Source organism: Trichlorobacter sp., from assembly GCF_034008105.1.
GTDB lineage: Bacteria > Desulfobacterota > Desulfuromonadia > Geobacterales > Pseudopelobacteraceae > Trichlorobacter.
Genome location: NZ_JAVEPN010000004.1, coordinates 83,091 through 95,040, shown reverse-complemented (window position 1 = coordinate 95,040; position 11,950 = coordinate 83,091). Strand labels below are relative to the sequence as shown.

The window sequence follows — 11,950 nt, the reverse complement described above, 5'->3', positions numbered from 1 at the left end:
TTGGAAGGGCCTCCGATGGTTCTCGTTAGCCCACCAGCTCAAGGGCGCTGAAGAAGTAGGGAATCTCAAAGGCGGCGGTTTCCGGGGCATCGGAGCCGTGGGCCGAGTTCTCTTCGATGTTCTTGGCGAAGTCCTTGCGGATGGTGCCTGGCTCGGCGTTGGCCGGGTTGGTGGCCCCCATCAGGGTGCGCCAGTCGGCGATGGCATTTTCCTTCTCCAGACAGAGCACCACCACCGGGCTGCGGGACATGAAGCTGCACAGGTCGTTGAAGAAGGGGCGTTCCTTGTGGACATAGTAAAAGCCCTGGGCCTGGGACAGGCTGAGTTGAATCTTCTTCATGCCGACGATCTTGAAGCCTTTTTCTTCGATGCGGCTCAGGATCTGGCCGGCCAGGCCCCGCTCGACGGCGTCAGGCTTGATAATGGCAAAGGTGCGTTCCATACTGTTCTCCTTGCTGAATTCAAGTTTAATGAACGGTTTCAGTAGCATGTGAGGCAGGAAATGTCAATGTATTGCGGGGTGATGTGAGGGTGTCGACAAAATTACGACACCTTGCCCTGCAGGCGGGCCAGTTGGGCATAACGGCCGCCCCGCTGAAGCAGTTCCGCTGGCGAACCTTGCTCCACAATCCGCCCCTCATCAAGCACCAGCACCCGCTGACAATCCCGAAAGGCCGACAGACGCTGCGATACCAGCACCACGGTCTTGTCGTGCCAGTTGGCGGCAAGGGCATCCAGTATCTCATCTTCTTTGCCGGCATCAACGCTGGCCAGCGGGTCGTCCAGCAGCAGCAGGGCTGGCTGCCGCACCAAGGCACGGGCCAGGGCCACCCGCTGCCGCTGGCCGCCGGACAGGGTCACCCCCCGTTCGCCGACCAGGGTCGCCAGGCCTTGGGCAAAGCCGTTCAGGTCAGAGGTCAGGCCGGCCTGCTCCGCCCCACGCAAGGCATCACCGTCACCGCCATAGGCGATGTTTTCTTGAATACTGCGCGAGAAGAGAAAGGCCTCCTGGGGCAGATAACCGGTTAAACCACGCACCGAAGCCAGCGAAAGCTGGTTGACGTCGCGACCATCCATCAGGAACTGACCCGGCGCCACCGGCAACAAGCGGGCCAGGACTCGCAGCAGCGTGGTCTTGCCGCTGCCCACCGTACCGGTTACGCCCAGCCGCTCGCCGGGACGGATGCTGCAGCAGACCTGCTGCAGCACCGGCCGGTCACCGTAGCTGAACGAAAGCTGGCGCAGCTCGAGGCTCTGCTGGAAGGTGGCAGTCTGTTCAGCGTCCGTCTCCAACAGCGGTGTGGCGGTCAGCAGTTCATTCAGGCGACCCATGGAGGCGGCGCCCCGCTGCAGCAGGGTCAGGATCCAGCCCATCACCGCCGTCGGCCAGGCCAACAGTGCCAGGTAGCCGGAAAAGGCCACAAAGTCACCCAGTGACATCGTGCCGGTGATCACCTGGCGACCGCCGATGAACAGTACCGCCAGGGTACCGATGCCGGTTGCGGCCACCATGATCGGCATCACCAGCCCTCGCACCCGCGCCAGTTCCAGGTTCTTGTCCAGGCAGTCACGGGAGGTCTGTTCAAACAGACGGTCGAAATGCGGTTCACGACAGTAGCTTTTCAGCAGCCGCACCGCCGAGACGCTCTCTTCAGACAGTGACGACAGCCGTGCCAGCTCCTCCTGGGCCTCGCGGGACAGGTTGAACACCCGCCCGCTGATACGTCGCACCAGCAGCACCATCAGCGGCAGCGGACCCACCGCCGCCAGGGTCAGCCAGGGCGAGATCAGCAGCATCAGCCAGACCGCTGCCAGATAGATGATAGCGGTGTTCAGCAGGCTCATGCTGCCGAAGCCGACCAGCATCCGCACGTTGCCCAGATCATTGCTAAAACGGGACAGCAGATCGCCGGTCCGTTCGCGGTTGTAAAAGGAGAGATCCAAGGCCAGCAGCCGTTGAAATAGCGCCTCGCGCACCCTGAATTCCACAATCCTCGCCGCATGCAGGATGGTGGTGCGGGACCAGATCCGTACCAGGCAGTGCAGCAGGGCCAGTCCGGCCATCGCCGCCGCGTATTGCCCGGTGCTGAAGCTGGCGCTTCCCGGCTGTCTGAGCCCCTCGACCGTCAGCTTGAGCAGCCAGGGGATCAATAGGGCACAGCCGTTGGTCAGCAACAGCAAAAAGGCCCCGACGGCGTAACGCCATCGGAGCCCGACCATAAAAGGTGCCAGAGTATGAAGGTGTGCTAACGGTGAACGTGTCTGCATAACACCTGACTAGAATGGGATGTCGTCATCCTGAAACGGCGGCTCATCATAACTGACCGTGGTATCGGCTACACCGCCGGCCTCGCTGCGCCGTCCACCGCCGCCACCGTCACCCTTGCCGCCCAGCATCTGCATCCGCTCGCCCACGATCTCGGTGGTGTACTTTTCGTTGCCGTCGCGGTCGGTCCATTTGCGGGTCTGCAACCGGCCTTCGATAAAGACGGTCTTGCCCTTGGCCAGGTACTCGCCGGCCACCTCGGCCTGCTTGCCCCACAGGGTCACCCGATGCCACTCGGTCTTCTCTTCCCACTCGCCGCTCTGCTTGTTCTTGAACCGTTCGCTGGTGGCCAGGGAAAACGAGGCCACCGCCTGGCCCGAACCGGTGTAACGGACCTCCGGATCCTTGCCCAAGTTGCCGATCAACATCACTTTATTCAGACTGGCCATTGTATCCTCCTTGGCGTGCGCTCTGTGCTTTCAGCGGGTTCCTCTTATAGCATCACCACCACCAACCCTGCAACCGGTTTGCCGGACGACTTGACCCGGCCGACAAAAACCGTTAAAACTCATCAGGAATTTCACGAGGAGTGCTTTATTTTGTTCGCTACCCTGCGCGCCTTCCTGTTCATGGCGGTCTTCTTTCCGCTCACCTTCCCGATCGCCCTGAGCGCCATCATCTGCAGCCTGTTTGATCATAGCGGCCGCAGCTACGCTGCCCATGCCCGTTTCTGGGGTCGGCTGGGGATCTGGCTGGCCGGGGTACGGGTGCAGGTCAGCGGCGCCGAGCTGCTGCCGAACGGCCCGATCGTCGTGATGAGCAACCATGCCAGCAATTTTGATATCCTGGCGCTGCAGGGATTTTTTCCGCGCCCCCTGTCCTGGATCGCCAAAAAAGAGCTGTTCGATATCCCGATCTTCGGCCACTCCATGCGCCACGGCGGTTACATCCCGCTTGACCGCGGCGATGGCCGTCAGGCGCTGAAGAGCATGGAAGCGGCAGCCGGCCAGATCAGGGGTGGCAAGAGCGTGATCATCTTTCCCGAAGGGACCCGCACCCGCGACGGCAGGCTGCTGCCGTTTAAGCGTGGTGGTTTTCTGCTGGCAGCCAGGGCCGGGGTGCCGGTGGTACCGGTGACCATCAACGGCAGTTTCCAGATCAACCCCGGCGGCGCGTTGCGGCTGTACGGCGGCACCATCGACATCGCAATCCAGCCGCCAATCGCCGTGCCGGAAGGGATCAAGCGCAGCGCAGTAGAGGAACACCTGCTGACTGAGGTGCAGTCCAGCATTGCGCGCGGGTTGGCCAGCCAGTGATCACTGCCCCGCACTACCTGTTATTGTCAGGGGTGGGACTGGTGATAATCGCCTGGGGCCTGCCAGCCAGCCATCGCCTGAAGACCCCCTGGAACAGTCTGGCCGCCCTGCTGGTGCTGGTTGGGGTCGGCCTGTTGATGCTGGGGGCACTGTTGACGGTGCTGCCCGATTTTTTCAGGGAGTAAGCCATGCGTCGCTCGGTGGTAACCACGCTGCTGATCATACTACTGACCAGTTGCCTGCTGTGGGCCAACGTCTGGCAACGTCAGCAGGCCCAGTTTCGGGAGGGGCATGCCGGTGAACAGCGCGGTGACGTCATGGTGGCCCTGACCGGCTACGAGTCGGCCATCCGGATGTACCTGCCCTTTTCCGCCACCGTTGAACGCTCCGCCCAGCGGATCTGGGCCCTGGGAGAGGCAGCCGAACAGCGCCGCGATGTTGAGCAGGCGTTGGCCGCCTACCGTTCACTGCGCAGCGCCTTCTACGCCACCCGTTGGCTGATACAGCCAGGTGAAGACTGGATCGGCCGCTGCGACACAAAAATTGCCCTATTGGCCCCGCTACGCAAAGGAAACCGACCATGACTGACAACCAAGCTGCACCATCACATTCGCCGTTGCGCATCGTTGCCCTGGGTGGCCTGGGCGAGATCGGCATGAATATGATGGCCTATCAGTGCGGCGACGACATCCTGCTGGTGGATAGCGGCCTGATGTTTCCCGACGCCGAGATGCCGGGGGTCGATTATGTTATCCCTGACATCAGCTGGTTGCGCGAACGGGCAGAATCCGTGCGGGGCATCCTGCTGACCCACGGCCACGAGGACCATATCGGGGCGCTGCCCTTTGTGCTGCAGGAACTGCCGGTGCCGGTCTACGGCACGGCCCTGACCTTGGGGTTTGTTGCCGAAAAACTGAAAGAGTACAAGATCGGGGCTGACCTGCGACCGGTCAAGCCGCGGGATACGGTCACGCTGGGCTGCTTCAGCGCCGAATTCATCCGCGTCTCCCACTCGGTGGTGGACGGCTGCGCCCTGGCGATTCGTACCCCGGAGGGGGTCGTGATCCATACCGGCGATTTCAAGCTGGACCAGACCCCGGTGGATGGCGAGTTGACCGACCTGGCCAGCTTCGCCCGCTACGGCGATCAAGGGGTACTGGCGCTCTTATCCGACTCCACCAACGTGGAGCGTGAAGGCTACACCATCTCGGAAAGCTACGTGGGCGAGGCGCTGGCCGACATCTTTCCCAAATGCGCGGGCCGGATCATTGTGGCCGCTTTTTCAAGCAACATCCAGCGGGTGCAGCAGGTGGCCGATGTGGCGGCGGCCACCGGCCGCAAGGTGCTGCTGAACGGGCGTTCAATGATCGCCAACGTGCGGATCGCCCGTGAACTGGGCTATCTGAACATACCGGACGACCTGCTGATGGACCTGAAGTGTCTGCCGGATATGCCCCGCAACGAGGTCTGCATGATCACCACCGGCAGCCAGGGTGAGCCGATGTCTGCCCTAGTGCGGATCGCCATGGATGACCACAAGCAGATCAAACTGGAACAAGGCGACACGGTAATCCTCTCCTCACGGGTGATTCCGGGCAACGAACGGACCATCTCGGAGCTGATCAACCACCTCTACCGCCGCGGGGCTGAGGTACACCACGAGAAGGTCTCCGAGGTGCATGTCTCGGGACACGCCAGCCAGGAAGAATTGAAGCTCTTGATGAACATCGTCAAGCCTCGCTTCTTTCTGCCGATCCATGGCGAATACCGCCACCTGGTGCTGCATCGCCGGCTGGCTGCCAAAGTAGGCATCCCCGAGGAACGCTGCCTGCTGGCGATCAACGGCGAGGTCGTCTGCTTCTATAACGACACCGCCTGCATCGAGGAAACCATCGAGACCGGCCGGGTGTTTGTGGACGGCAAGGGGGTGGGGGATGTGGGTGAGATTGTGCTCAAGGACCGCCGCATACTGTCCGAGGACGGCATGGTGGTGGCAATCGTCGGCATCAGGCTGGCCAGCGGCGACCTGATCTACGGGCCGGAGATTGTCAGCCGGGGTGTGGTCTACGAGGATGAGAGCCAGGATTATCTGGAGCAGGCCCGCCTGACCGCTCAGGAGGCGCTGCAGGAACTGAATGCCGAGATGCGGCGCGAGCCGGACGAGGTCCGCCAGGCGTTGCGTCAGGCACTGCGGCGATTCTTCAAGAAGACGGTGGAGCGTAGGCCGATGATTCTGCCGGTCATCATGGAGATGTAGGTTCCTGCAGCCGTGCATACACCTTTTTCATCATCCATTCCCGGACAAGGCCACCAAAGGCTTTGTCCTCCACAATCTTTTCAAAGATCTCCTGATTCTGATCCATCCGTTCAATCAGCTTGCCCAGAAACTGGTCTTCAAAGGCATACTTGAAGGTATCAATCTTGTTAGCCTGCGCCTGCGTCTTCAGGGTTTCATCTGCCACAAGTTCTGCCTCAATCTGGTCAAAGAACAGCTTGTCGGCCTGTTCAAACTCAGTGCCGAACTGTTCATTCAAGAGGTCAATAATCTCGGAAAGCGCTGCCTTCTCTTCCTGTGCCCGCTTGATACCAGCTTCCGTCAGACCATCAAGCTCACCGGCTTCATCCTTTTGCAGCTCAATGCTACCGTCTGCAATCTTCTGGAGACGGTAATATTCAAGGGCTACTTCATCATCAAGCTGCAAGGTTTCAGACAAATCCTTCCTCGGTAACTTGGTTTGCAGCAGTTTTGCAAAGGCGTAGAACTTCTCAAAATCAGGCTCGGTAAACGGCATGATCTGGGCAAGGAAGGAATAGAGGTTTGTCCAGGTACGCAGACTCTTCTTGAACTCGTCCTTTTCATCCTCTTTTTCAATGGCCTTGAACCGATCAACAGCCGGGTCAATATGTGCGTATAACGCAGCTTGGTCTTTTACCGTCAGCCTGCGACTATCCCTGAAATAAACCCTGGAGAACGCCTCAATCTCCGACTGCCAGTAAATCTGTTTTTCATCCAGCTTTGCTTTCAGATCATACAGGTGGTTCGGGTCAGGCTCTGACACCACGGTGGTTATTTCATAGTATGGCTGGAATGACGCAAGGATCGTTTCCCGGTCATTCACAAAGTCCAGCACAAAGGTATCATCCTTGCCCGGACAGGTGCGATTCAGGCGGGATAGCGTCTGCACTGCCTTTACGCCGGAAAGTTTCTTGTCAACATACATGGTATGCAGCAGCGGCTGGTCAAATCCGGTCTGGTACTTGTCTGCAACAATCAGGATCTTGTACTCATCAGTATCAAACACCTCCGGCAGCTCTCGTTCACCAAAGCCGGTCAAGGCAGGCTCAGAGACACCTTCCGGGAAGTCGTTGTCAACCACCTTGCCGGAAAATGCCACCAGCACCTTGATGTCGGTATATTCCTTGGCCTTCAGGTAGCGTCTGAACTCGTCAAAGTACCTTTTGGCGTGGAGCCGTGAGCCGGTGACCAGCATCGCCTTGGCTCTGCCGCCTATCTTTTTTGCAACGATCTGCCGGAAATGCTCAATGATGATTTCTGTCTTCTGGGCAAGATTATGGGGGTGCAGTGATACATACTTGCCAATGGCCTGCGCTGCCTTCTTTTTGTTGAGTAGCGGATCATCCTCAATCGCCTTGGTCAGCTTGAAGTACAATTCGTATGTCGTGTAGTTTTCCAGCACATCAAGAATGAACCCCTCTTCAATGGCCTGACGCATGGAATACAGGTGAAACGGCTGTGGTTTACCCTCTGCATTCAGGCAGCCAAACACAGCCAGGGTCTTGTACTTGGGGGTGGCGGTAAAGGCAAAGAACGAGATGTTATTCTGCCGCCCCCGTGCTGCACATGATTTCTCAACCTCTGCATTGATTTCATCTTCATCATCATACTCAGCGGCATCATCATCAACAGCAGTCTCAAGGGATTTTGAAGAGAGCACCTCTTTCAGCTTCTTGCTGGCCTCGCCCCCCTGGGAGCTATGGGCTTCGTCAATGATAACGGCGTATCTGCGGTCTGGCAGATCGCCAATCTTATCAATCACAAACGGGAACTTCTGCAGGGTGGTAATGATGATATGAGTGCCGTAGCTGATGGCCGTGGCAAGCTGGGAGCTGTCTTTATCCACCTTCTGCACCACGCCGGTTTTGTGCTCAAACTGGTAGATGGTATTCTGAAGCTGGTTATCAAGCACCTTACGGTCTGTTACCACAATCACGCTGTCAAAGATTCTCTGGTCTTGTGCATTGTGCAGGCTGGAAAGCCGGTAGGCCAGCCAGGCAATGGAATTACTCTTGCCGGAACCGGCTGAATGCTGGATCAGATAATTTTTACCCGCACCGCTCTCTCTGGCGTCGGCAGTCAGTTTACGGACAGCATCAAGCTGATGATAGCGGGGAAAGATCATCTTCTCGCTTTTCTTCATAACGCCGTCAAACTCGTACTCTTCTGTTTGCAGGTGGACAAAGCGGTGGATGATCTCAAGCCAGCTATCTTTGGTCAGCACAGCTTCCCACAGGTAGGATGTCTTGTAACCGGCAGGATTCGCCGGGTTCCCTTTCCCGTTATTGCAACCCTTGTTAAACGGCAGCCAGTAGGTCTTGCTGCCGTTAAGTCTGGTGGTCATATACACTTCATCAGGATCAACAGCAAAATGGACAAGAGTCCGTTTTTTGAAGGCAAACAAAAGCTCACGGTTATCACGATCCTGGGCATATTGCCGCCTGGCATTGGCTGCGGTCTGGCCGGTAAAGTGGTTCTTTAGCTCCAGCGTGGCAACCGGCAGACCGTTCAGGGCAAGCACCAGATCAACAGAGTTTTTGTTTTTTGCGCTGTAGTAGAGTTGGCGGACAACCTTCAGACTGTTTTTTTCATACAGTGCCAGGGTATCAGGGTTCAGACCGGATTCCGGCTTGAAAAAGGCCATCTGAAACCTGATGCCGTAATCAACAAAGCCATTACGCAGCACGTCAAGGCAACCACGTAGATCAAGCTCTTTGTACAGCCTTTGAATAATCCTGTTGGGGCAATCAGCACCATGCACCGCTTCCAGTTTTGCCCATTTATCTGGCTGGGTGGCCTGAATAAAGCTGATGACATCTGCCTTGAACATGCCCAACTCAACGCTGTAGTCGTCAGCATCCCCCTGACTGTATCCGCCCTGTTCTACCAGGCATTCAATAATGGCTGTTTCAAAGATCTTTTCGGTATGGAGGTTGGTCATCTCTGATACTTCCTTCTTGTTTTGGTCGGGGCATATATGCCACTACCAAACTTAAAAATACATATATAACAGTTGGTTGCGTTGCTTAAACACGTTTTAGGCGCTAGTCCAGAAATGTCTAAAAATGTCTAAAAAAATCTATCTAGGCCGGTTTAGACATTTTCCACACTTTACCGTCAGGGTGAATAATTCCATTGTTTTTAAGTTGTTGCAGAATATTCTTTATTTTGTTTTTCTTTTGCTCTTCGTCTAAAACGTCTGGAAGTTTGTCTAAAAGCACCCTTTCAAAATCTACTTTCTTACCTTCATCAAATTCGTTCAAATAATCGATAATGACTTTCCTGCAATAATCGTCATCAATACCACGCTGTCTGATGTAGGCACTTCTATCACCTGTTACCTTTGCCACTGTTGCGGAAATGTGGAAGTTCGGTTTTCTACCCTCAATCAACCCTTTTGATTTCAGTAGCTTGATTTCAGCAGCAGCTAACGGGTGCTGTTTAGCCACCTTGTCGAGGAGAATAATCTCTTCCAGGCGTAAGTCAGGAAGTGTGGCAACCTTACGGGCGTAACTCATATCAAGCACTTTACCGAAGATGGTAACTTTCACTTCATTCGGTTTAAGATCGTATTCTGGCAGAGGAAAATACTTCTTGCGCTGTAGCATGAACATTCTCTTGATACCGCTTCCAATAGTATCAATCATGTTGAGATTCACCATTGCATCGGCCAGAAACTTGTTGCGGTAGTGTAGTGACGGGGCATCAGAGAAAAGGACTTCATTGATGCTTTTGGGGATGAAAGTACCGGAATTGCTGAACGTTAGGAAGCCATCCTCTCGCTCAACAACGGTAACCTTGCCGCCGATCTGATAGTCCTGGTGGGCAATGCAATTGTTTAATGCTTCTCTGATGATGTACGGTTCATACTGATCCACCTCATCAGGGAAAAGTGTGCCGTCAGTAAGATAGCGATACTTCAGATTTCTGATTTTGCCATATACTGCCTCAGTGTTAAGAATATGAGGACAACTGAAATGCTGGTAGTCCTTCTCAATATTATCTCGATCCTTTAATACCCAGGTAATCTTGCAAGTTGCAGGGCTTATAAAATGTTCTGATTCTTCCTTGCCCAACAGAATGATGGCGGCGCGGGTTATCTTGCCTTTAATGCATACCTTCGCCTTGTTCAAAAAGGTCAGGTCATCCCAGCCGTCAATTTCATCAATCAATTTAGGATTTTTGGTTTTAAACGCTGACCGGGCTTTCTGAATAGCATCTGCTGATAGATCATCCAATGTAGCCTCATCACTGATAACAGCACTCCAGTCTTTCTCTGTGCCTTGGCTGCGGATGCGCTCTATTTCTTCCAGATTAAGGGGGGAAAGGGACTCTCCATCACGCCCGTAATAATGGCCCTCCCAGGCGACAGGGATACCTTTGGGGGCAGCTGGAATCTGAAACATGAGCACCCGGCCCTCCGGCAGGGTAAGTTCGTGAATATCAATAAAGGTAATGCGGTTGGTTGTCTTGTCGGCAATCTCTTTTTTCAGGGATTCAAGAGAGCGGGTATCTACACGGTAGCTGCTGCCAACAATGTTGTGGGTTTTGTCATGGACGCCAAATACAAGCCAGGCATTAGCAAGCGATTTAAGAGCTGCCTCGTTAGAGAGCGCACTAAAATATTTTCCTATCTTGTCGAAATGGTAATCATTTTTGGCTTCCTTAAATTCGACAATCTCGTTCTCAGATTTCATGTTTCTGAGTTCTTCAAGCTTATTAAGCAGATCCGGGGACTTCATACATCCTCCTCCTCATCCGGCCTGACTAAACCATTGACGAAGTTAGAGTATGCGACTTCAGCTAATATCTGCTTTAATACCATCTTTTGTCTTGCTGTTGCATTTGGCTTTAGATGCCCGTCGGGGTAAAGCTCCTTTACAATTTGCGCATTGGTTCCAAATATATTCTCATCAATAGCATCAAGGGTTTCAGGAAGGCCATGACCTAATATGCTTCCTGTGTCAGGATCAATAAATTTAACGTCAGGGTTGTTATCAAATGTCACATCCTTACCCAGAAAAGTCTTTTTTCCACTTATTGAAGGCCACATAACACCAAAAAACTCAACTGACCCAGGCGGATAAATTTTAGCTAACTGAATGGCACCATCTATTGAATCGTATTCCTTTTCTCTAATCATCCTGATCAAGACATTTAATGGCTCCATATCTAAACGTCCAGCCAATACTTTTCTGTTGTCTACCAACTCCTTTTGCAAAAGTTCCTGTGCTTCATAGAGGTTATCCCCGATAAACGAAAAAATCAGATTGTCATGATCCTGAGTTGGAACAAAACCTTTTGCATCATGCAAATAATCAAGTCTCCAAATATAAAATTTGCTGTCCTTCCAGCTCCAGCCTCCAAACAGAAAGTTGAAGCTGCCTAAAACATCCTTGAATTCGCGAGTGCCATAATTAGAAATTGAGTTGCATAACTCTGTAAATAAATTGGTTATATACTCCAAAACCTCTTTAATATCGGTGCTGGCACTGGATAGGTGGGCGTCAAATTTAATCGAAGAGATGAGGTTCAGTATTAAAGGATAGGTTCTTTCTGTGTCGCCAGCGAAACAGATAAGGCAGTCTTTTCTTGGAAGTTCAAACAGTTTTACTCCTGTGTGCCACCGTTCTCCCCCAGACAAGCAACTGTCTGTCGCCACAATCAGTTCTTGTTTGTCATTTTCTTGCCGTACCCATGCAGTACAGAGTGTCATCCTATAACCTCATCACTTACATTAATTTTTCCAGTCACTACATCCGAAATCAATGTGGAACGATATTCTTTGTAAAGAGTTATTAACTTTTCCTTTAATTCGATAAGCTGGTCAATATCAGCTGTTTTCTTATCAAGAAAAGAAGTTATAAGTGTTTGCTCAGTATAATCAGTTGTGACCGGCAATTCGATGTCACCCAATAAACCACGACTAATTCTTTGCATAGTAGCACCTCGCGCAATCAGAGATGTGTACTCAAAATATCGAGGATTTGACATTGCATATTTGAGAAATGATTTTTGATATTCTGTATTCGGTCTAAGGACAACATTGTCTACCGATGTTACGATTCGTTT

10 protein-coding genes are annotated in these 11,950 nt (G+C 53.6%); 4 read left to right on the top strand and 6 right to left on the bottom strand.

All coding sequences use genetic code 11. The annotated features are described in order from the left end of the window. Positions 1 to 25 precede the first annotated feature (25 nt). The 3 genes from ndk to RBQ93_RS03695 all read right to left on the bottom strand — a co-directional run bounded on the left by ndk (position 26) and on the right by RBQ93_RS03695 (position 2,715). Complete coding sequence (gene ndk, locus RBQ93_RS03705) at positions 26 to 442, bottom strand: nucleoside-diphosphate kinase (protein ID WP_320370674.1); 417 nt, start codon at positions 440 to 442, stop codon at positions 26 to 28. Positions 443 to 543: 101 nt separating this feature from the next. Further along, positions 544 to 2,220 (bottom strand): ABC transporter ATP-binding protein, encoded by a 1,677-nt coding sequence (locus tag RBQ93_RS03700; RefSeq protein ID WP_320370673.1) that lies wholly within the window; start codon positions 2,218 to 2,220, stop codon positions 544 to 546. Positions 2,221 to 2,277: 57 nt separating this feature from the next. Beyond that, positions 2,278 to 2,715 (bottom strand): single-stranded DNA-binding protein, encoded by a 438-nt coding sequence (locus RBQ93_RS03695; protein WP_320370672.1) that lies wholly within the window; start codon positions 2,713 to 2,715, stop codon positions 2,278 to 2,280. A 150-nt stretch (positions 2,716 to 2,865) separates the two neighbouring features. On the opposite strand from RBQ93_RS03695, the gene RBQ93_RS03690 reads away from it, so the two are divergent. From RBQ93_RS03690 to RBQ93_RS03675, 4 genes are read left to right on the top strand one after another with little or no spacing between them, the layout of a single operon-like run. After that, positions 2,866 to 3,582 (top strand): lysophospholipid acyltransferase family protein, encoded by a 717-nt coding sequence (locus RBQ93_RS03690; protein WP_320370671.1) that lies wholly within the window; start codon positions 2,866 to 2,868, stop codon positions 3,580 to 3,582. A gap of 41 nt (positions 3,583 to 3,623) precedes the next feature. Next, positions 3,624 to 3,767 (top strand): hypothetical protein, encoded by a 144-nt coding sequence (locus tag RBQ93_RS03685; RefSeq protein WP_320370670.1) that lies wholly within the window; start codon positions 3,624 to 3,626, stop codon positions 3,765 to 3,767. Positions 3,768 to 3,770: 3 nt separating this feature from the next. Beyond that, positions 3,771 to 4,166, top strand: coding sequence for a hypothetical protein (locus RBQ93_RS03680; RefSeq protein WP_320370669.1), 396 nt, complete (start codon positions 3,771 to 3,773; stop codon positions 4,164 to 4,166). Next, the gene (locus tag RBQ93_RS03675; protein WP_320370668.1) at positions 4,163 to 5,839 is read left to right on the top strand and encodes a ribonuclease J; all 1,677 of its coding nucleotides are present in this window, start codon (positions 4,163 to 4,165) and stop codon (positions 5,837 to 5,839) included. The genes RBQ93_RS03680 and RBQ93_RS03675 overlap by 4 nt, the downstream gene beginning before the upstream one ends. Here RBQ93_RS03675 and RBQ93_RS03670 read toward each other — a convergent pair. The 3 genes from RBQ93_RS03670 to RBQ93_RS03660 all read right to left on the bottom strand — a co-directional run bounded on the left by RBQ93_RS03670 (position 5,826) and on the right by RBQ93_RS03660 (position 11,594). Continuing rightward, positions 5,826 to 8,819: a type I restriction endonuclease subunit R gene (locus tag RBQ93_RS03670; RefSeq protein WP_320370667.1), complete on the bottom strand. Its 2,994-nt coding sequence runs from the start codon at positions 8,817 to 8,819 to the stop codon at positions 5,826 to 5,828. The genes RBQ93_RS03675 and RBQ93_RS03670 overlap by 14 nt on opposite strands. A gap of 142 nt (positions 8,820 to 8,961) precedes the next feature. Then, a complete protein-coding gene (locus RBQ93_RS03665; RefSeq protein ID WP_320370666.1) occupies positions 8,962 to 10,620 on the bottom strand; it encodes an RNA-binding domain-containing protein in 1,659 nt (552 codons plus the stop codon). Next, positions 10,617 to 11,594, bottom strand: coding sequence for a hypothetical protein (locus RBQ93_RS03660; RefSeq protein WP_320370665.1), 978 nt, complete (start codon positions 11,592 to 11,594; stop codon positions 10,617 to 10,619). Before RBQ93_RS03660 ends, RBQ93_RS03665 begins: the two co-directional genes overlap by 4 nt. Between the last annotated feature and the right edge of the window lie 356 nt (positions 11,595 to 11,950).